Consider the following 21,649-nt stretch of genomic DNA (forward strand, 5'->3'; position numbering starts at 1 on the left):
TTTCTTGAAAATTCATATTGAAATTTTCTCAATTGATTAACCTCCATATTTGGTTATGCGAGTGGTTTGTCGGTCGTTATATTAAGATGTACTTATTGATGGTCAATAGTAATGTCCAATCTATAAATACGGGTGGGTTAAACCAAAAGAGGCTGTATTATATGCTTTTATTTCTGTTTTAAACGACTACGAAGCATACACAAGACCCCAATTTCCTCTTTGGATAAATTTTCGGCTTTTTTGAGTAATGTATTGATTTCTTTTTCAAAATATTTCAAGGTGCGTCCTTGAGTGTAGTCGTCAATAATTCTTGGGTCTATATAAGAGGTTCTGGCAACCGAAGGCGTGTTGCCCAATCGTTCTGAGACACGGTTAACCGCTTCTTTAATATTTTTATCCAATGACTTTTGATCTTTTTTGTCCACCACACCCAGTTCATCCAAAGCGATGGCAGCAATCATGGTTCCTGCCCAAGTTCTAAAATCCTTGGCTGAGAATTCTTCACCCATGACTTCGTGGATATAGGCATTCAGATCGTCGCTTTTAACATCGATAATATTATCGTCTTCATCGAGATATTTAAAAATTTCATAACCTTGCATATCATCAATCTCTTGAACTATTTTGGCCAATTTTTTATCAACGATATGTTTTTCTTGCTCTTGACCCGACTTCCCTGTATATTCAAAAATGATTTCGTCCCCATTGATCGTAAGATGTTTATGTCGTAATGTCGTGAGTCCGTAGGTCGCATTTTCCTTAGAGTAAGTATCGCTCCCAGGTCTGAAAAATGCAGATTCCAATAACCTGAGCATGGTGGCCATGACTTTATCGCGATTCAGTTTTCGTTTTCGTAAATGCTGACCAGTGACGCGTCGCATATGTTCCAACTGATCCGCAAATTCAATAATGCGATCAAATTTTTTTGAGTTTTGTTTTTCAATATACTTGGGATGATAGATATATTGTTTCCGATCCTTATCATCCCGCCCTGTCACCAAGAGGTCTGCTTTTCTATTTTCGTTAATTTCAACATCGGTCCACGCAGGTGGAATGACGAGCGATTTTATCCAGTTACGGATATCATCATCTTTAATGGTTTTACCATTTTTATCCTGATAGGTAAAACCTTTACCGCGTTTTTTTCTGTAATACATGGTCGGGATTTTTTTTTAAAAATAAATCAAAAATACAAGTCTGATAATCTCAATACCTCTAATTCTTGATCATATTGCAAAAATTTTGATGGAAATTGGACAGGGCATTTCGTGGATGAGATGTACTTGGATCTTGTCAAAAGAAAAGTTTGTATTGAAATTTATTTCAGATTGACTGGATATTACGTATAACCATTTAACTTTGATATTCTAACCAAGAATCAAAAAAATTATCCAAAATGTCAAAAAGAACAGCTTCCATAATCCTTATGTTGGTACTTCTGTTTTCTGTAGAAGCACTTATGGCCCAGCAAAATTCAATTGAAAAACCGCCATTTTTAAAATATGAAAACAGCCGATGGGTAGATTCCATCATGAAGCGTCTGTCTCCCGATGAACGCATTGCACAACTCATCATGGTGGCCGCTTATTCCAATAGGGGCGAAGAGCATAAGCAGGAAATTTTAAAGCTGATAAATGAACAGAAGATTGGCGGACTTATTTTCTTCCAGGGTGATCCGGAATCTCAGGTCAAGCTGATGAATGATTATCAAGCTGCTTCAAAAGTTCCGTTGTTGGGTGCCATTGATGCCGAATGGGGTTTAGGAATGCGCTTAGACAGCACCATAAATTACCCGTTCCAGATGGCTTTGGGTGCCATTTCGGACAATACGCTTATTTATGATATGGGCGCAGAGGTTGCTCGGCAGATAAAACGTACCGGTTTACATGTCAATTTTGCTCCCGTGGTGGATGTCAACAATAATCCGAATAATCCAGTGATCAATTTCCGATCTTTTGGAGAAGATAAATACAATGTGGCTGACAAATCAGTGGCTTATATGAGGGGAATGCAGGATAATTATGTCATGACTACGGCCAAACATTTCCCAGGGCACGGCGATACGGATACCGATTCGCATTTTGACTTACCACAAATCAATCATTCCTTAAAACGGTTGGATACCCTCGAATTATTTCCATTTAGAAAAGTAATTGAAGCAGGCATTGGCGGTATAATGGTTGCACATTTGAATATTCCCGCACTCGATTCCACCGGTATTCCTTCCACATTATCCAAACCTATTATTACCGATTTGCTCAAGAATAAAATGGGTTTTGAAGGCTTGATAGTGACCGATGCCATGAATATGAAAGCCCTTACGAAAACCTATTCGCCAGGAATTGTGGATAAGGACGCCATTCTTGCTGGAAATGATCTTTTGGAATTTACCGAAAATGTTCCAAAGGCCATTTCAGAAATCAAAAAAGCTATTGAACGCGGATTGATAACCCAAGAAGAAATAGACCGTCGGGTCAGAAAAGTACTTGCCGTAAAGCAATGGGTTGGATTGGATAATTATCAACCGATGGCACCGGAACATATTTTGACCGAGCTAAATACGCCAGAAGCCAACCTACTCAATCGAAAATTGGCTGCGGCTTCTCTTACAGTACTTAAAAACGATAAAGATATCCTTCCTTTTCGGGAGTTGGATTTGGTGAAGTTTGCATCCGTTTCCATTGGCTCTGAACATGAAACCCCGTTTCAGAAAAGTCTGAAACTATACACCAAGGTGGACGATTTTCAATTACCGTTAAAGGCCACCCAAGCACAAGTTATGGAATTGAAGAAAAATCTCGAAGATTTTGATTATGTCATTACAGCAATCCACGATACAAGCAGGTTTCCACGTAATAGTTTGGAACTTTCGACTTCGGTGCAAAAATTTATCAGTGAATTATCCGAGAAGGAAAATACTGTTATTACCTTTTTCAAAAATCCTTATGTCCTGAATAAAATAGAACATATTGAACAGGCTGCCGGACTGATAGTTGCCTATCAAGATAATAAAAACACACAGGAACTGACAGCACAGCTTATTTTTGGCGGCATTGGCGCCAACGGAAAGTTACCTGTGAGCATTGGCGAAAAATTCCATTCCGGTGATGGCTTGGAAATTGAGGGTGGCCTACGGTTTAGTTACACGCTTCCCGAAGCGGTTGGGATGGATTCTAAAGTTTTAGTCAATGGCATTGATTCGCTGATGCAGCAGGCCATGCAAATGAAAGCCATCCCTGGTGGCCAGGTTTTGGTGGCTAAAAATCAGAAGGTGGTATTTTATAAGGCTTACGGACTTCAAAGTTATAACGACACCATAAAAGTGAAAAAGGACGACTTATATGATTTGGCGTCGGTGACTAAAATTTCCTCTGCCATGGCGGCCTTAATGAAGTTATATGATGAAGGAAAGTTTGATTTGGACGGTACATTGGCCGATTATCTGCCAAAATTCAAAAGCAGCAATAAGGCAGACATTTCTTTTCGTGATATTTTAACCCACCAGGCACGTTTCCGAGCTTGGATTCCATTTTATAAAGACATGTACCGAAAAAACGGTAGTTATAAATGGTGGACCGTAAAAAAGGATTCTTCAGCGCGATATCCCACAAAAGTTACTGATGACATGTATTTGCATCGTAACTATTCAGATAAAATCGCCAAGGCAATAAGAAAGTCTCCTTTGTTGGAAAAGAAGGCTTATGTCTATTCCGACTTCTTTTTCATTTTAGCACCTCGTGTTGTTGAAAGCATGGTAGATGAGGATTTTGATACCTATTTGCAAAACAATTTTTACCGGCCTTTGGGCGCGAATACGATTACTTACAAGCCATTGAATAAGTTTCCATTAAAAGAAATTGTACCGACCGAAAATGATTATTATTTCCGTCATATTCCAATTCATGGGACTGTTCATGATGAAACGGCGATCATGCTTGGCGGGGTTTCAGGCCATGCAGGATTATTTGCAAATGCCAATGATCTTGCAAAATTGATGCAGATGTACCTCAATATGGGGACTTATGGTGGGAAAAGATATATTGAAGAGGAAACTCTGAGAAACTTTTCCAAAACCCAATTTCCAGATTCAGACAATAAGCGGGCCTTAGGTTTTGACAAACGTCGTCCCGATAAGAATGGAATTGTGCACAATACCGCACCAGATGCAAGTGATCTGAGTTTTGGCCACACTGGATTTACAGGGACAATGGTTTGGATGGATCCGGAGGCGGATTTATTGTACATTTTCCTTTCCAACCGTGTGACGCCCTCGCGTGATAATTATCGTTTGTACAACTTGAATACACGTACGCAGATCCAGCAGATTCTTTATGACGCAATAAACGCAGCTCCTAAAAAATGATAGCCATGATAATTTTTTCAAGTAATTAAGGAAATTGACTATACAAATTTTACAACAATCGAAATGAGATGAATTAGAGTGCTATTAAAGCGAAAGGGATTTATAGGATGGTTTCTGAAATTTCAAGAAAGAATGAGGTTAATTTTATTCTTAGTTTAATAAAGTCTCTTTGACATCAAATGTTTTTCCTAAAACCACCTTATAGCCTTTAATCATCCAAGCGAGCTTCGGATGATTTTGTCGTGCAGATAAATATATTTCGTCCATAAAAGTATTCCAATTATATGAGTTGACATGGTCAATGGCATAGGTGAGATTGAAATTATGGATATAGGTTGTATGCCACCAACCAGAGGGGATGAAAAGCGTTTCTCCTGGTTTCAGAGTGGTTTTTATAGCCTTAGCATTTTTAAATAACGGGTATTTGCTATAATCAGGATCCAAGATATTAACGGGGCTTTGGTTGCGGAGTACTTTATCAGGATAAAAGCAAGGCGTCTGGTCAGGTGAGTATAAGATAAAGTCTTTTTCTCCTATTATTTGAGTCAATTGGGTATGTACCCCAAGATAATCAATATGCAAGGTTGGGAAGGAACATCCTTTTCCGCCAAAAAAGAGTTGTCGTTGATTTGTTCGTTTAGCGAAAACATTCAATAACAAAGGACTGAATAAGCGGTTGGATTTTCCGTAAACTATTTTTGGTATGACATCTACATATTCTGGGAAATCGTTATTGAGGTCGAATATATTGGGATAGGGCGCTTTGTTTTCTGGAGTTGAGGCCATACATAAATCAATTATTTCTGATAAGGTATAGGTTTTTCCGTTTATGGTTCTTTTTAAGTGATTATAATTTGCTTTAAAGAATTCTGGTGTGAATTTTTCTGAAGATGCCCATTTCGCCTTGTCGGTTACCACTACTGGGACTGAGTTTTTCACAAATTTATTATAAAATTCTTTTTCTGAAAGACCACTGCATCTTTCTATTTTGGATATACTATTTGGAGACTCCATTTCTCTTACTTTTAAATTACATAGACAAAATATTATAACTTTTATATTTGGTTCAACTCATCTATTTCCCATGCTTAAAAAGGACAAATAGGAATAGAATGTAGCATTGTTCAATGCTCAGTCTTAAAATTCAATAAAGATTAAAAATTGCTATTATAATTCCCTCGGCTCGCTTTATGGGGATGAAATCAGAACAGTGTATATTCTAACAGTAGAGTGTTCATCAGTGTCCGAAATAGGAGAGACCTATATGTTTTATTATAGGGGTTCAAAAAATACATCATAAATATAAATAATTATTATATGATATTTTAGAAGTTTGTTAATAATTTTTATAGAATAGTTAAATTAATTGTTTGGTAGTGAGCATGTTCTGATTTTAATAACTCTAAAAACCCCAAGTAATTACTGGGTGAATTTGTGGATTCTAATAATAAGAGTAATTTACAGTCTCATTTCAAATTTTGATCTCCTATGGAAAAATTCAAATCAATTTCCTTACCCGATATTTCAGACGCCTTGCTACCTATGGCGTATCCTTCCAAGAAGAAAAGCTTACCAAGCTCGGGGATTGTCTTGGCGGCTGACGTCGGTGGATCAAAAACGGATCTTGCACTTTTCAAAATTGAAAAAGGAAAATTGATTTCAATCAAAAAAGAGCGCTATGCAACCAAAGATCATGCTTCTTTTGTAGAGTCTATTCTTAAATTTCGAGGTGATGAAACCTATATCATTGATTGTGCCTGTTTAGGTGTGGCCGGGGTAGTAGATGGCGATAGAGTTAGAGGCGTCAACTTTGCTTGGGAGATTGATGCAAAAAAGTTGGAATCCGAATTGAATATCAAGCGCATCATGCTTATAAACGATCTTCATGCCAATGCTTACGGACTCGCGGGACTTGAAGAGACGGATTTTGAAATTGTTACCGAAGGTAAGATAAACAAAGGCAATGCTTCAATTATCTCACCCGGCACAGGGCTTGGTGAAGCTGGAATGTATTGGGACGGTTCACATTATCACCCTTATGCCAGTGAAGGCGGGCATTGTAGTTTTAGTCCCAGAGATCTTGTCGATATCGAACTTTGGAAATTTTTGAATGCAAAATTTGGTCATGTCAGTTGGGAAAGGGTTGTTTCGGGACAGGGCATTTATAATATCTATCAATTTTTGCGAAAATTTGAAGGTAAAAAAGAACCGGATTGGCTTAGTAAACAATTTCTTGAAGGGGATCCTGCTGTTGTGATTTCTACTGCTGCCAAAGAAGAAAGCGACCCTATTTGTGTTAAATCACTTCAGCTTTTCGTGAAATATCTTAGTATTGAATCGGCACAACTCGCTCTAAAGAACAAATCTACTGGCGGTATTTATATAGGTGGTGGAATCGTTCCAAAAATTCTCAGTCTGATCGATAAAAAAGCGTTTTATGAAACGTTTATTGAGGTCGGTCGTATGGAGACTTTATTGAAATCCATTCCGGTCAAAATTGTTTTGAATGATAAGACACCAATGATGGGAGCTGCCTATTATGCGGCTATGGGGATTGAAAATTGAGATGAAAAAACACTGTAATATGAGTTTTTGATTCGTGTTTATGAAACTAAAAAACCTTTGTAATGAACATTAATTTTAGCAGGGTATGCAATTATTTTAGTGTTTAAGATTTTCGTTATAATTAAAGAAAACATGATAAAGTGAGAAAATTTAAATTGGCCATCATCGGCAGTGGATCATTAGGTAGTATTATTGGAAAAGTTGTTTCACAGGAATTACGTGAGGACTTTGAAATCTTAGGTGTATTTAGTGGTAAGTTGGAAAATGCAATAAAGTTGGCAGATGAGATAGGTGGGAAGGCCTATAAAACCTTAGATGAAATAATTGACGATCAACCAGATTATATTATAGAGGCTGCTTCTCCTGATGTGTTTAAAGAAATTGGCGTTAAAATCTTAGCAAATGGTATTCATCTCATTCCTTTATCCGTTGGTGCTCTTGCTGACAACGAGTTTTATAATAAGGTTAAAGAAACAGCACGCAATAATAAAAGTCGCGTGCATATCCCATCAGGAGCTGTAGGCGGTTTTGATGTTTTACGAGCATCAATGGCGATGGAGGATGTCAAAGTCAATATTACTACAGAGAAATCACCACAATCAATAAATGGAGCACCATTTTTAAAAGGTAGAAAGCTTTCTGAAGAAAAAACAGAAGAAATTTTCAGTGGCTCTGCAATGGAAGCCATTGAGCATTTTCCTAAAAATGTAAATGTGGCTGTAGCTACTGCTTTGGCAACAACAGGAGTTGAAAACACTAAAGTATCCATTAGAAGTATTCCTGGATTTAAAAGCAATAAGCATAAGATCAAACTAAAAGGAGAGACTGTAAACGTTAAGGTTATTATTGAGACGACGCCGTCTGAGGATAATCCTAAATCGAGTTCACTGGCGGCTTATAGTGTGATTGGTTTACTTAAAAACTTAGTTGCTCCTATTAGGTTTTAGTATCCTGAATCACCGAAAAAAAAGGGCTAACTTTAAAAATTAGCCCTTTTGCTTTATGAATTTTCAGATCCAATGATTTCGTCAATCTGCCTTCTTCAATCGAAAAAACGTGATTTCTATAAATGATGATTTTCGGTATTAATACCTATACAAGGCATTTACCCTTGAGTTTGGATTGGGCATTTCATCCTTTTCCAACAAATAAACGTTACCACCTTTTAAGAAGGTTTTTATGGCTGCCATATTCATTAATGAAATGTTGTTGTCTTTATCTTCACCTTCCGTAACCGTTATGACATCATTTTCTTCTTTGTAGGTTCCAAAAATATCTTCTTTGTTTTCACAGAATAAGGCTTCAATTTGTCCATTAATGGCTGCCGGTAAAATTTTTCCAATGCCAATTGACGTTTTTCCTTTTCCTTGTTCATTTAAGAACTGAGCAATATCGTCCTTACGTTCTTGGTCGAATACAGGGGCCATTCTTTCCCAGGCCAATTCGTGGATTTCAAAGATGTCGGTATCGCTGAAATCGGTGGTTAGATTTTCTTCCATGAGGTTTGCATAAGTATTGACTTCCTTATAGATGTCAAAAAGAGGACTTTGAGCTGCAATTAACAAGGGCATGGTCTCCTCTCTGAAAATAGTGGCAAGTCCATCGTTTATGGCCCTAAAATACTTTTTGATTTCATTTTTTCTTTGGCCGGTAGCTGCTTCCTGTCCGTGGTACATTGCTTGACCAGATCCTGTAGCTCCTGATCTAAATTGGAGGTTTTTTTCAACAAAATCAAAACCAACGCGATCCTGTTTGGTTTCTGGGATTAAATCCTCAATATCAATTTCAGTGAAGCTGTGTCTTCTACATTCGTATAATTTCACGTTGTCCCTGTCAAGCGATAGCAAATAAAAACTACCATCACCAACAAACATCGGCATCAATGGTTTTAAATAGAACGTGTTTGATATATGGCTATACGCTTTGAAATGAACGGGAAGTGTATAACTTTTAAAAAAACCATCAGCTGAAAAAATAGCAAGCCCATCAGATTGTTCTCGCCAAAATGAACTATTATCAATGAGTTCCTGGATAGGCTGAGTTAATTTATTGATTCCATCGGCATTAAGTCCTTTTTGGGACAACTTATCCTTGGCGTCTTTTAATTGGTTTTTTAGAGATAAAGGATCTTCTTCCTGTAAGACTTTTTCACCCGCTCGATGTGTCGGAATAAAAATTGAAATACAATGTTCTTGATTTACATTGTGTAGTTCCTCTATTTCTTTTTGAGTTATCAAAGGCATATTATTTTGGTTTTAAGATTAATAATTATCAGAAGCTTGAATACTTCTGTACATGTAACTACCAATATACCTTTAAAACAACGAGTGTCAAATGACCTGGGTCAGTTCAACGACAATGGGGTATAGGGTGTTTTTTATTTTTCAAAAATCATCACTTATCAAAAGGGATCAATTCTCTCGACATATGACATATAAGGAATAGATAGGGAAATTATATTTCGAAAGAACCTTGATTTTAAATTCGAGTGACCTAGGTCATTTCAAATTTTAGTAAAATCTGATACATTGGAACTTGTAATAGATGATGGTAATTTTAAAACCATCAGTCTCAAAAAAATATTGGGTTATCAAAGAATCGGTATTGAATTGAAACTTTGAAACGTCATTTTAAAGAAAAATACAGTGGAAAAACCAGTTTTATATAACTCCAATAGGGAGTTTGAACATCAACAATGGAAAGGTGAGATTGCTTTTTGGAAGGAAGAACTAGAGTCTTTCAACATCAAGTTAAGTGAATTTATCACCCGTTGGGGGGATAAGGAGGTGCTTGATCAGATAGGGGACTATCAGAAACAATTTATTTTCCATGGTGGTGTTATAGAAGATTTACTTGAAGCTCTTGAACATCAAGAGGTGTTTATAATGGCACAAACTGATGCCGGTAAACTCAAACATGATGCAAACTTGGTCAAAGATCATAAGGACTTTAGAAACCGAATGGAAACCCAAAGAGAAATCTACGCCGAACTTAAAAAGAATGTGTTCAGGTTTTTAGAAGAACACTTATAATCTTAATGCATTAATCAAAACAATCTTCATAACGCAGTAACACAGTAAAGTAGGGAGTATACCAGATTTATTCGTGCTGTGTTCTACCAAATAATCTTGAGTGTAGACATTTTGAATGAAACTACTATTCTAAATTCTCGGTGTGTTTTTCTGTAAGATCTTTCATGACGATCGTTCTGTACGGATACGGAATTTCAATACCTTCTTTGTCAAAGCGTTTTTTAGTGCTTTCCAGAACATCACACTTTAACGAAAATGAATCGGGGTGGTTGCGTACCCATGCCCATGCCCTGATGGTCATTGAAAAATCATTCAGTTCTGTCAATGCTGTTCTTACCATCGGTTTGCCTTCTTCAATATCTGATTGTGAACGGGTATCAAGAATTAATGGATGGTTTTCACATTCTTCCTGCATGATTTTTTTTGCCAAATCGATATCACTATCGTAAGAAATCCCTATTTCTATGCGTTCACATAGGGTGTGTTCTTCCAAATCATAATTGATCAATTTTTCTTTATTGATGATCGCATTGGGAATGACGATTCGTTTATTTTCAAAATTTCTAATGATGGTATGTCGCAAGGTAACATCCGTGACCGTACCCACCATGGTATCAGATATCTTCACCCTATCGCCAATTCTAAATGGTTTAAATGCAATAATAAACAGGCCTCCTGTGATGTTCGCTAAGCCTTCTTGCGCGGCAAACCCAACAATCAGCGCAATAATGCCGGCACCTCCAATAGTAGTTTGGGCAACGCCTTTAAGCGATGGAAAGGCTAATGAAGCAATCAAGGCACCAATAAGTCCAATAAGAATTAAAGCAACATAACGCAGAAATTTAAAATTGGTGGGATCATCATTCTCTTCAATTTTCTTGGAAATTTTATACTTGAACCACAAATTGCTTATCATCAAGGAAATAATCGTCAGCACAGCTACGAGACCTACATAACCGAACAGTTTAGAATAGCCTCTCATAACTGCTTCAGTTTCCTCATCAATAAAGATGAAACTCAATGCAATTAGACCAAGCAAGAGCCATAATACCGTTAAGATTTGTTTAATTAAATTTATGGGTCTGACCGATGCTCCCGGGAGTTTTTCTTGGATTTTTTTAATGAACCACTTGCGTAAAACTCTGGTTAATAAATAAAGCGCCGTCACGATTATAATAACCGTTGTCGCGTATATGATGTCAGATTGGTATGTTTCTAAAAATTCGTTCATAATTTTAAAAGTGTTGGTCAAATCAGTAGTTGTAGTTTTTTTGATACTATTTATCAATTCTTTACGCGTCGGATGACTTTAAAAATCAACTCCCACCAGTGGTGTTTATTAGCCTGGGGTTCTTGATGAACAGATCGGTTTAGCGACACCTATCGATCAATCATTCGGCACATCAGCTTCAATCTCACACTTGTTTCAGTATTTAATTTATCCACTCATAAGTTTTTTGAACAACAAAAACAGTGCAATATTTAACAAATTGCAGTTTTCAGGTCAGAAAACTCAAATTTAGCAATTGAATACATCGTAGGACATGATAAAGGTCATTTCATTCGGATTTAAAGAGCAATATCTTTACATAATGTAAAAATATAGAAAAAGTCCTTTAGAACAGTTTATTAGTCTGTTCCAAAAAAGAGTATACACATTATCCTAATCGCTCTATAAAATTTAAATTGCCAAATGCAAAACGATATCACTTCTCAAAATAAAAATATAGGTCACGTCATTGCCGTTCGCGGTAGCGTAGTGGATATAAAATTTGAGAAAAATCTGCCTTCCATTAATATGGTTGTAAAAACCGGAAAGGATTTAGAAATGATTCTTGAGGTGCACATGCAACTTGACAATCAACATATCCGATGCATTGCACTGACCCCAACCCAAGGTTTGGAAAGGGGAATGAAAGCCATTTCTACCTATGCGCCTTTGAAAGTGCCTGTTGGCCCAGAAACATTGGGCCACATGTTTGATGTTTTTGGAAATACACTTGATCATTTTGATTTGCCGCCTAACATGGAACGGCGCAGCATTCACAATCAACCGCCACCGTTGACAGAGCGCTCCACTACTTCGCAAGTTTTTGAAACCGGTATTAAGGCTATTGATGTTTTACTGCCTCTGGAGCGTGGAGGAAAAGCAGGCTTATTTGGAGGTGCAGGTGTTGGAAAAACGGTTTTATTGACAGAACTCATCCACAATATGGTTAAAAATCATCAGGGCGTCAGCATGTTTTGCGGAATCGGTGAACGGAGTCGAGAAGGTCTGGAATTGTATCAGGAAATGAAAGAGGCAGGCGTTTTAGAGGATATGGTCATGATTTTCGGACAAATGAACGAATTGCCGGGAGCCCGTTTTCGCGTGGGACATGCGGCATTGACCATGGCGGAATATTTTAGGGATGACGAGCATAAAGATGTATTATTATTGATTGACAATGTATTCCGATTTATTCAAGCAGGGATGGAGGTATCGGGATTATTGGGACAAATGCCAAGCCGATTGGGCTATCAACCAACCATGAGTACCGAACTATCCCAATTGGAAGAGCGGATCGCGAATTCAAAAACAGGGGCCATTACGTCCATTCAGGCAGTCTATGTTCCCGCAGATGATTTGACGGATCCTGCTGCTGTACATACGTTTTCCCATTTATCGGCCACGATAACCTTGTCTCGAAAAAGAGCGAGTGAAGGGATGTACCCAGCCATCGATTTTCTGCAATCGGGTTCCAAAATGGCAACGCCACACATTATTGGGGAAAGACATTATAATATTGCACAAAAAATAAGGCAGACCTTGGCGGAGTATGAAGAACTTAAAGATATTATCGCTATGTTAGGTTTGGAGCAACTCTCGTTAAATGATCAAAAAACAGTCAACCGTTCACGCCGACTTGAGCGTTTCTTGACGCAACCCTTTTTTACAACGGAGCAATTCACCCAATACAAAGGAAAAAACGTGAGTTTAAAAGATGCCTTGGATGGTTGTGAAAGAATTCTAAACGATGAATTCAATGACTATCCTGAAAGTGATTTTTATATGATTGGAACCATCGATGAAGTAAAAAAGAAAACTGCAGTTAACGTTTAGACCGATGAAAACGAATTTAATGCAACTTAAGATTCTACTTCCGTCTGGCGTTTTTGCCGATATAAAAAACGTGAAACGCATTGTGGTGGAAACAACGGATGGGTCTTATGGTATTTTACCCCGTAGACTGGATTGCACAGCTGCATTGGTGACTGGCATTTTAGTCTACGAAATTGACGATGAAGGAGAAAAATATATTGCGGTGAATGACGGCATATTGATAAAAGCAGGATCGCAGGTGTCCATATCCGTGCGGCATGCCATTGGAAATGCGCCTTTAGGGAAACTTAGGGCCATGGTAGAAAAGGAAATGATTGAACTGGATGAACTGGAAATAAATGCCCGCAACGTAATGGCAAAGTTAGAAACTGGCTTTTTACGAAATTTCCAAAACTTGAGAAGATAATTGTGAAAGAGGAAAAATTAAATAAGAACAGTTCTTTTGAGAAAGTGGTCGGCGACAAGGAAGAGCGAAAACTGCAGGCACAACGCGAAACAAAGAGCGTATGGTCTGGGTTGGGTTTATTTGGAATGATAGGATGGTCCATTGCAGTACCTACGATATTGGGAGCTGCCTTGGGGATTTGGCTCGATAAAAACTTTAAGGAAGATTTCTCTTGGACGCTTAGTCTTTTGGTAGCAGGATTGATGTTGGGATGTTTGATTGCGTGGAATTGGATTCAAAAAGAAAATAAGGAAATTCATAAAAAAAATAAAGATGGAGATGAATGACATATTAAGCCTACTTCCTGCGGTGTTTGCAGGGATTTTATTGGGTGCTATATTTTTCGGGGGACTTTGGCTCACCGTAAATAAAGGTTTGGGCTCAAAAAGGGCGACCCTGATATTTTTGGGCAGTTTGATATTAAGAATGGCAATCATTCTGGTTGGATTTTATTTTGTAGCTGGGGATAGTTGGCAGAAAATGTTGGCATGCCTTGGTGGTTTTTTAATAGCGAGGATTGTGATTACAAACGTCACAAAAAAAATTAAGCAGACAAATCCAGTTTTCATAAAAAAAGTAAACGATGAGAATTAGTCCTGATCAAATGGTGTTTTGGGAATATGGGTTTATCAGTTTAAACCTTACTATTGTTACCACATGGGTATTGATGCTTCTGCTCGCCCTTGGTGCATGGCTGATTACCCGAAATTTAAAATCAGAAATTAAGACCTCTCGCTGGCAGAATGTTTTGGAGATGCTGGTCATTATGATTCGCGATCAAATAAAAGAAGTGGGATTGAAAAAGCCTGAAAAATATATTGGCTTTATCGGGACCTTATTCCTATTTATTGCCGTTTCAAATCTGTTGACCATAGTGCCTTGGTATGAGGCACCAACGGGTTCACTTTCTACCACAGCTGCACTGGCGATATCCGTATTTATTGCGGTTCCCGTATTTGGAATTGCCGATGGAGGCCTCAAGGGATACTTACGTTCTTATTTACAGCCAAACTTTATTATGCTCCCATTCAACATTATCAGTGAGATTTCACGAACTCTGGCATTAGCGGTCAGATTGTTTGGAAACATCATGAGTGGCGGTTTGATTGCTACCGTGTTGATTTCTATAGTGCCATTCTTCTTTCCGATGATCATGAGCGCATTAGGCTTGTTGACGGGAATGATACAGGCTTATATTTTTGCAATTTTGGCAACGGTGTATATTGCGGCGGCTACGCAGGATGAGAAGGGGATAGAGGGTAGAGAGGTAGAGGGTAGTGAATAGGCGGTAGAGAAAAAATGAGGATTATGAGTGATAACGATTAATGGTTGAAGATTGTAGATTTTTGAACAACGGTCAACTTCTAATCAGGGATGTTCAGATAGAAAATAGAGGCGATTTTAACAGTTTTCGGTTATAAAATTGTTAAAAAAAGTCAACTTTCTTCAGGCATGCTCAAACCGACAACAGACAACCGACAACAGATAACTGACAACAGACAACAGACAACAGAAAAACTTAAATTTATAAAACATGGATAACGTAACAATCATCGCAGTGGCATCAATAATCACTGCAGGAATTACAACAGGAATTGGCAGTATGATGCCTGCATTAGGTGAGGGAAGAGCGGTTTCAAAAGCATTGGAATCTATTGCGCAACAGCCCGATGCGGCACCAACAATTACCAGAACCTTATTTGTGGGTTTGGCAATGATTGAATCGACAGCTATTTATTGTTTTGTGCTTTCGATGATCCTCATTTTTGCGAATCCATTTTGGAATCATTTTATAGCGTAATTATTTTATGGAAATCAACTGGTTTACAGTAATAGCACAAATAGTCAATTTTCTCATTTTGGTCTGGCTTTTAAAACGGTTTTTGTACAAGCCGGTATTAGACGCTATTGATGCAAGGGAAAAGAAGATTGCTTCGCAACTTGAGGACGCTGCCACGAAAAAAGCAGAAGCCAAAAGAGATAAAGATCTATTCCGTCAAAAAAATGAAGCTTTTGATAAAGAACGTGTCGCAAAAATGAATGCAGTCCACGAACAGATCGATTCTGAAAAGCAACGTCTATTGGAAGACGTGAGAAAGGAATCTACTGTACTGCGTTCAAAATTCGAGCAGTCGCTCAAGCAACAAGAACAAGAAATAGTAGATCGGCTTAAGAAAAAAACCAAGGATGCCGTTTTTGACATTGCGAAAAAAACACTTTCGGATCTTGCGGATGTCAGTCTTGAGCAACAAGTGGTCACTGTATTTATCGAAAAAATAAGGAATTTGGATGGGGCGTCTAAAACAAAATTTATAGACGCACTCAAAGATAACGAAGGTCCCATTACCATAAAAAGTGTGTTTGATTTATCGGATAGTTCAAAACAGGAACTCGAAAAAGCGATGGAAAAAATCACCGAAAAACAAAATGATTTCCGATATGAATTGGAACCGGAATTGGTAAGTGGAATCAAAATTGAAACGGCAAGTTACCAATTGTCATGGACTATTGATTCCTATCTCGAAGCCTTAAAAAAGGAGAGTATCATCACAAAGGAGAAAGAAAATGCGATCGACTGATTTAGACCAAATATTAGAGGATACCTTTCTGGAGATAAGCGACAGCAAGCAAAATTATGATCCCACGATTCAATTTCGTGAAATGGGAGTCGTAAAGAATGTTTCTGCGGGGATTGCCACCGTAACCGGTTTGCCGGGAACAGGTTTTGAGGAACTATTGGAGTTTCCCAACAATTTGTACGGTATGGCCTTTAATCTGGATGAAGATGAAATAGGCGTGGTACTTTTGGGAAGGAATGATCAACTCCAAGCAGGTGACCCTGTTTTAAGGACCCATCGGGTTGCTGACATTCCTGTGGGCGACGGTCTTATTGGTAGGGTTGTGGATTCGCTCGGGAATCCGATGGATGATAAAGGTCCCATTTCGTTTCAACGCCGATATCCTATTGAACGGCCTGCGCCACCTATTATGAGTCGCGAAGCTGTCAATGCGCCTTTGCAAACTGGCATTAAAGTTATCGATGCGATTATTCCCATTGGGCGTGGACAACGTGAATTGATTCTTGGAGATCGACAAACGGGGAAAACCTCTATTGCCATCGATACCATTCTCAATCAGCACGATAAAAATGTGTTATGCGTCTACTGTGCTATCGGGCAACGTACGGCAGCGGTTGCCACAGTGATTTCTGAACTTCAGGAGAAAGGCGCCATGGATTACACGGTGGTCGTATTTTCGGAAGGTAACAGTTCGCCTGGGCTTCAATATTTAACGCCGTATGCGGCTACAAGTATTGCTGAGTACTTTATGGAACAGGGACGCGACGTTTTGATTGTCTATGACGATTTGACCAAGCACGCGCGTGCGTATCGCGAATTGTCACTTTTACTGCGTCGACCACCCGGCAGAGAAGCATTTCCCGGTGATATTTTTTATATCCATTCCAGACTTCTGGAACGGTCAACCCATCTCAATGAAGCTAATGGGGGTGGATCCTTGACGGCTTTACCCATTATCGAAACACAAGCTCAGGATATCTCGGCCTATATCCCCACAAACATTATTTCCATTACAGATGGCCAGATCTATCTCTCGCCAAAACTGTTCGAATTGGGTTTACTTCCAGCGGTAGATATCGGAAAATCGGTTTCTCGGGTAGGAGGCAAGGCACAGTTAAGAGCGTATCGGAAAATTGCGGGTAATTTGAAACTTGCCTATGCGCAATCAGAGGAATTGGAAACATTTTCACGCTTTGGAACCCGTTTGGACGCGGATACCCAAAAAATGATTGAACGAGGAAAAAGAATTCGGATGATTTTCAAACAGCCTGAAATGGAGCCTGTTTCGGTACCAGAGCAACTCTTGGTATTGATGGCGCTCATCCATGGTGTTTTTGACACGGTTCCTTTGGATAAAATCACAAAGGCAGAAGATCTGATTAAAAAGAAATCATCCCAATTACCTGATGCGGTGTTGCGACGCATCTTTTCCTCAGAATCCTTGAACGAGGCCGATGAAGCTGTTATTGTGTCCTTGGCAAAAGATGCCATCATCAACATTCCTGAACTCGAGAATCATGAGTGATACTTTAATCAATCTCCAAAGAAGACAGCAAAGTGCGGGCGATATGGGATCTGTGGTTAGAACGATGAAGGCTATGGCCACGTCCAATATCACCCAATACGAGATGTCCGTACAATCTTTACAGGATTATTACCGCACCATTTCCCTTGGAATCCATGCCTGTTTCAAAAAGGAAAGGATTTCGTTGATCGCAGATCATCACGATAAGAAAAACTCAAAATCCGTGGCCATCATCTTTGGATCCGACCAGGGATTGGTGGGACGGTTCAACGATACCATAAGTTCCTATGCACAAGACATCATCAAAGAACTTCCCGGAGAGACGGAAATTTGGGTCGTTGGCGAAAGAGTTTATGCCTTGCTTTTGGATGGAAAATTCTCACCTACAAAACGTTTTACGGTTCCTAATTCTGTAACTGCGATCACCCCTTTGGTCAACGAAATTCTAATTAAAAGTGAAGCCTACCGACAGAAAGATCAGTTTTATAATTTTTATATTTTTCACAACAGGCCAACGGATGGCGCCAATTATCGACCAGAAAGCCAACAATTGTTTCCGCCAGATAAGAAATGGGAAGAGGACATAGCAACTATGGAATGGCCGTCGCAAAATGTGCCACAAGTGATTGGCGGCACTGAAAGTACTTTACGTACGCTGATTAGGGAATATCTCTTTGTTTCCTTGTACAAGGCCAGTGCAGAATCTTTGGCTGCAGAAAACGCCAGCAGACTCGAAGCCATGGAGCGCGCAGAAAAAAACATTGATGAAATGTTGGAGGATTTGAAACGCGGTTACAATCGCCTGAGACAAAGCACCATCGATGAAGAACTTTTTGATGTGATTGCAGGATTTGAGGCACTAAAGGGAAAGTGATGTGAGACAAATAATTGGTCGTGTCTGCTTAATGTATGATGGTTATATATTTGAATATTAGAGCAATCTTGTCACATTTCCACCAAATCATAAATATAACTGAAAAGGCCTTTGAAGTTTTCAAAGACCTTTTCAGTTTATAATAATTGCTAAGCTTAATATGTTTTTCATCTCAGTTTTACGTTATTGGAGATCACGAAGTTTCAATTAAACTAAAAGTCTATTGTAGGCCCAGCATAAGGAACCATTCCAACTGGTCGGTGTGTGAGCTCCGCTCTTCTAGCTTCCAACTTGCTTTGAACTTCAATTTTTTCAGCTTCCATTCTTCTCGCTGCATCTCTAATATACTGTTCGGTTTGCTCACGAATGGTGGTTTTTAATTCTTGTTCTTGCTGTTGTTGATAAACTCTTAGATTCCTTTGGTTTTCCTCTGAGTTTATCTTTTTAAGATTAAAATCTTCTTGAGCAGACATCCCCATGATAGAAAATGTTGCAATTGATAGGCAAATAAAAATACGTTTCATAATAAATAATTTTTAAGGTTAATAATTTTTGGAACACATCTAATCATATAAATAAACATCTTGGCTATTAATGTTCCAATCTGCATTCAATATACGTGATAATTAGAGTGTTAGCAATGACTTGGGTCAGTTATATTGTTTTGTAATGTCAATTGAGATGACTCATGGTTGGAAGTAATGGGAAAGCCTGAAAAGACATATTTGCCAAATAAAACTTAGGAAGTGATGGTTGAGAGCAGAATCTGAGTGATAATTCTGGCCATTAGGAGGTAAGTGTGAAAAACTAAAAAAAACCAGATAGGTTAGATCAGAAGTGACCTTATGATTCTTTTTCCTACTTGGTTTAGTATGAATGCCTTTTTATTGAATCGTTAAGTGGTTATAAAGCTAAAGATGGAATTTACCATAATTTTTGGCGTTAAAACTTATTAAAGGAATTTTACCGTAGGACTTCATTTTTTTCAGAAGATTTCGGTAAAATAGATCCGCAGCTAAGCTCGTGTTTTCGCGCTCAAGCATTCCGATGATATCTGCATTGTTTTTTTCGGAATATCTTTTCAGTTCCGTGAAAATATCATCCGAATATAAAACATCTAACTCAACGTTGGCATATTTCACATGTTTATCAATCTTTTCTTTTCTTAGTGTTTGCTCTACGTCACATACGGTTTTTTCCAATGGGCAAATATGCACTATTTTGATTTTCGCTTCAAGCGGCTTGGCGATTGTTGCCAATTTACAAAGAGCATCAAGATCTTCTTGTTGAAAATCTGAAGCATAGACAATGGTTTTTATCGGACTATAATGTGCGTCTTCAGGAATTGTTAAGACAGGATAAGGTGCTTTTTCGACAAGACCTCTTGCCGTACTTCCCATAATCAATCGTCGTAATTTGCTTGTACTATTCAGCCCAGTGACGATCAATAGCGATTGGATCTTTTCGGCTTTGGATACTATGCCATCTACCGATGACTTATCCTGAATCGCTTCAACCGAAATATTCAACGTTTCTAAGTCACCTCCTAAATGTTCAATGCAAAAGGCCTCAAGTTTGTCATTATGCTTCTTGAAAGTATCCTGTTCGCGATTTGGGAAAGGTATTCTCGCTCTGGCTTGCATAGCCGAGGGACTTTCAAATACGTGAACTACCCATAATTTGGCGTTTAGGCCCAAACTCATCTGATAGGCATATTTTAAGGCAGCGACGGAGCTTTCTGAATAATCGGTGGCGTATAAAATTGATTTCATTGTACCTATAGTTTTAATTAAAAATCAAATTTATGAAACGAATCATCAAAAAGAAATGATATTCATCATCTTGACTTTTAATTATTTAATTAGCATTAACGCCTTCCACACTTTGATGCGATTTTTATTATGGCGTGACATTGAATTTCACGCGTGTTATTTTCTAAAAATTGGAAGTCTAAAGTTTTTCTATTGTCGTTTTTTACTAGTAAATTCCATGTTTCTTATTGAAAATACTTTAAAACAACAGGCTTTTGGTCTCAAAACAAAAAAGATAAATATGATTGATAAAATAGGTGTTCTCGGCTTAGGAAAAGTGGGTAGTCTTGTGGCGACTTTATTAAGTTCGAAATATGAAGTAGAAGGTATGGATCGGGATAAACCTGACGAAGCATTTCCTTTTAAAATTGTACAAGGAGACGTTTCTAAAGACGAAACGATTCGTGATTTTCTTAAAAACAAACAAGCGGTTGTGTCTTGTTTACCTTACTTTCTCAATATAAATATCGCCCGAACAGCAGCTGACATGGGTGTGCATTACTTTGATTTAACTGAAGATGTGCCCACATTGAATGCCATTCGAAAATTGTCAAAAGATAGCAAATCCGTTTTGGCACCACAATGTGGTTTGGCTCCTGGATTTATTGGAATCCTCGGCGCGGGATTATATTCGCAATTTTCTGAAATTCGATCGGTGAAGTTGAGGGTTGGCGCACTGCCTTTACATCCTATGGGGCAATTGGGCTACAGTTTTACTTGGAGCGCTGAAGGGGTGATCAATGAATATCTTAACGACGCCGAAGTCATTCATAATAGTCAGCGTAAAATGGTGAGTTCCCTCGACGATGTGGAATCCATCAATATCAACGGACGCCAATACGAAGCTTTTTCTACTTCAGGCGGATTGGGAACCATGTGCGAAACTTTAGATGGCACAGTGGATACGTTGAATTACAAAACCATGAGATATCCAGGACATCGGGATGGCATGAAATTGCTGCTTTACGATCTGCAGTTAAAAAACGATCGGAAGTTGGCAAAGGACATCTTAAACAATGCGTTGCCTCTAGTCGATGAAGATATCGTTTTGATTTATGCCGCTGTGGAAGGAAAGATAGATGGTGATTTGAGAAGAAAGGAATTTAGCGAATCTTACCGCAGAATTAATTTGAACGGGAAAGATTGGCGTGCCATAAGCTGGACGACTGCCTGCAGTATTTCAGCCGTAGTCGATCTTGTTTCCGAAGGCAAATTAAAAAATAATGGGTTTATTAAGCAGGAAGAAATTTCGTTGGATATGTTCCTGAAATCGCATTTCGGATCGATGTATGAAACTTATAAAGACTCTAAATAATTTGATAATATCGCTCTAAACAGGCTTTTGATAATTA

At 38.4% G+C, this 21,649-nt stretch carries 20 protein-coding genes; 14 read left to right on the top strand and 6 right to left on the bottom strand.

Going from position 1 to position 21,649, the window contains the following annotated elements; all coding sequences use genetic code 11:
• Positions 1 to 167: 167 nt before the first annotated feature.
• Positions 168 to 1,157, bottom strand: a complete 990-nt coding sequence (locus J4051_RS11860; protein WP_208234091.1) for a DNA topoisomerase IB — start codon at positions 1,155 to 1,157, stop codon at positions 168 to 170.
• A gap of 239 nt (positions 1,158 to 1,396) precedes the next feature.
• Between J4051_RS11860 and J4051_RS11865 the strand changes: the two genes are divergently transcribed.
• Entirely contained in the window at positions 1,397 to 4,363 is a 2,967-nt protein-coding gene (locus J4051_RS11865) for a glycoside hydrolase family 3 N-terminal domain-containing protein (RefSeq protein ID WP_236027399.1), read from the top strand.
• 150 nt (positions 4,364 to 4,513) lie between these two features.
• Here the strand turns inward: J4051_RS11865 and J4051_RS11870 are convergent, their stop codons facing one another.
• A complete protein-coding gene (locus J4051_RS11870) occupies positions 4,514 to 5,302 on the bottom strand; it encodes a cupin-like domain-containing protein (RefSeq protein WP_208234092.1) in 789 nt (262 codons plus the stop codon).
• Between the two features lie 549 nt (positions 5,303 to 5,851).
• On the opposite strand from J4051_RS11870, the gene glk reads away from it, so the two are divergent.
• A complete protein-coding gene (gene glk / locus J4051_RS11875) occupies positions 5,852 to 6,928 on the top strand; it encodes a glucokinase (protein WP_208234093.1) in 1,077 nt (358 codons plus the stop codon).
• Positions 6,929 to 7,068: 140 nt separating this feature from the next.
• A complete protein-coding gene (locus J4051_RS11880) occupies positions 7,069 to 7,875 on the top strand; it encodes an aspartate dehydrogenase (RefSeq protein ID WP_208234094.1) in 807 nt (268 codons plus the stop codon).
• Positions 7,876 to 8,013: 138 nt separating this feature from the next.
• On the opposite strand, the gene J4051_RS11885 is transcribed toward J4051_RS11880, so the two are convergent.
• Positions 8,014 to 9,171: a baeRF7 domain-containing protein gene (locus J4051_RS11885; protein ID WP_208234095.1), complete on the bottom strand. Its 1,158-nt coding sequence runs from the start codon at positions 9,169 to 9,171 to the stop codon at positions 8,014 to 8,016.
• Between the two features lie 402 nt (positions 9,172 to 9,573).
• Here J4051_RS11885 and J4051_RS11890 point away from each other — a divergent pair, with 402 nt between their 5' ends.
• Positions 9,574 to 9,960 (top strand): hypothetical protein, encoded by a 387-nt coding sequence (locus tag J4051_RS11890; protein WP_208234096.1) that lies wholly within the window; start codon positions 9,574 to 9,576, stop codon positions 9,958 to 9,960.
• A 124-nt stretch (positions 9,961 to 10,084) separates the two neighbouring features.
• Here the strand turns inward: J4051_RS11890 and J4051_RS11895 are convergent, their stop codons facing one another.
• Positions 10,085 to 11,191 carry a mechanosensitive ion channel family protein gene (locus J4051_RS11895; protein ID WP_208234097.1) on the bottom strand — a complete coding sequence of 369 codons (1,107 nt, stop codon included), beginning with the start codon at positions 11,189 to 11,191 and terminating at the stop codon, positions 10,085 to 10,087.
• 462 nt (positions 11,192 to 11,653) lie between these two features.
• On the opposite strand from J4051_RS11895, the gene atpD reads away from it, so the two are divergent.
• From atpD to J4051_RS11940, 9 genes are all read left to right on the top strand, one after another.
• Complete coding sequence (atpD, locus tag J4051_RS11900; RefSeq protein ID WP_208234098.1) at positions 11,654 to 13,063, top strand: F0F1 ATP synthase subunit beta; 1,410 nt, start codon at positions 11,654 to 11,656, stop codon at positions 13,061 to 13,063.
• Between the two features lie 19 nt (positions 13,064 to 13,082).
• A complete protein-coding gene (locus J4051_RS11905) occupies positions 13,083 to 13,469 on the top strand; it encodes a F0F1 ATP synthase subunit epsilon (protein WP_208234099.1) in 387 nt (128 codons plus the stop codon).
• A 2-nt stretch (positions 13,470 to 13,471) separates the two neighbouring features.
• Positions 13,472 to 13,795: an AtpZ/AtpI family protein gene (locus J4051_RS11910; RefSeq protein WP_317192716.1), complete on the top strand. Its 324-nt coding sequence runs from the start codon at positions 13,472 to 13,474 to the stop codon at positions 13,793 to 13,795.
• Positions 13,788 to 14,102, top strand: a complete 315-nt coding sequence (locus tag J4051_RS11915; protein WP_208234100.1) for an ATP synthase subunit I — start codon at positions 13,788 to 13,790, stop codon at positions 14,100 to 14,102. Before J4051_RS11910 ends, J4051_RS11915 begins: the two co-directional genes overlap by 8 nt.
• Positions 14,092 to 14,793, top strand: coding sequence for a F0F1 ATP synthase subunit A (locus J4051_RS11920; protein WP_208234101.1), 702 nt, complete (start codon positions 14,092 to 14,094; stop codon positions 14,791 to 14,793). The genes J4051_RS11915 and J4051_RS11920 overlap by 11 nt, the downstream gene beginning before the upstream one ends.
• 249 nt (positions 14,794 to 15,042) lie before the next feature.
• Entirely contained in the window at positions 15,043 to 15,309 is a 267-nt protein-coding gene (locus J4051_RS11925; protein ID WP_182202110.1) for a F0F1 ATP synthase subunit C, read from the top strand.
• A 7-nt stretch (positions 15,310 to 15,316) separates the two neighbouring features.
• Positions 15,317 to 16,087 carry a F0F1 ATP synthase subunit delta gene (locus tag J4051_RS11930; protein ID WP_208234102.1) on the top strand — a complete coding sequence of 257 codons (771 nt, stop codon included), beginning with the start codon at positions 15,317 to 15,319 and terminating at the stop codon, positions 16,085 to 16,087.
• The gene (locus tag J4051_RS11935; RefSeq protein ID WP_208234103.1) at positions 16,074 to 17,612 is read left to right on the top strand and encodes an alternate F1F0 ATPase, F1 subunit alpha; all 1,539 of its coding nucleotides are present in this window, start codon (positions 16,074 to 16,076) and stop codon (positions 17,610 to 17,612) included. The genes J4051_RS11930 and J4051_RS11935 overlap by 14 nt, the downstream gene beginning before the upstream one ends.
• Positions 17,605 to 18,486 (top strand): F0F1 ATP synthase subunit gamma, encoded by an 882-nt coding sequence (locus J4051_RS11940; RefSeq protein WP_208234104.1) that lies wholly within the window; start codon positions 17,605 to 17,607, stop codon positions 18,484 to 18,486. Before J4051_RS11935 ends, J4051_RS11940 begins: the two co-directional genes overlap by 8 nt.
• Positions 18,487 to 18,698: 212 nt before the next feature.
• Here the strand turns inward: J4051_RS11940 and J4051_RS11945 are convergent, their stop codons facing one another.
• Positions 18,699 to 19,010 carry a hypothetical protein gene (locus J4051_RS11945; RefSeq protein ID WP_208234105.1) on the bottom strand — a complete coding sequence of 104 codons (312 nt, stop codon included), beginning with the start codon at positions 19,008 to 19,010 and terminating at the stop codon, positions 18,699 to 18,701.
• A gap of 387 nt (positions 19,011 to 19,397) precedes the next feature.
• On the bottom strand, positions 19,398 to 20,258 hold the full coding sequence (locus tag J4051_RS11950; protein WP_208234106.1) for a universal stress protein: 861 nt from the start codon (positions 20,256 to 20,258) through the stop codon (positions 19,398 to 19,400).
• 280 nt (positions 20,259 to 20,538) lie between these two features.
• On the opposite strand from J4051_RS11950, the gene J4051_RS11955 reads away from it, so the two are divergent.
• Entirely contained in the window at positions 20,539 to 21,612 is a 1,074-nt protein-coding gene (locus J4051_RS11955; protein ID WP_236027403.1) for a saccharopine dehydrogenase family protein, read from the top strand.
• Positions 21,613 to 21,649: the final 37 nt, after the last annotated feature.

This window comes from Gelidibacter pelagius, assembly GCF_017581925.1.
Taxonomy (GTDB): Bacteria; Bacteroidota; Bacteroidia; order Flavobacteriales; family Flavobacteriaceae; genus Gelidibacter; species Gelidibacter pelagius.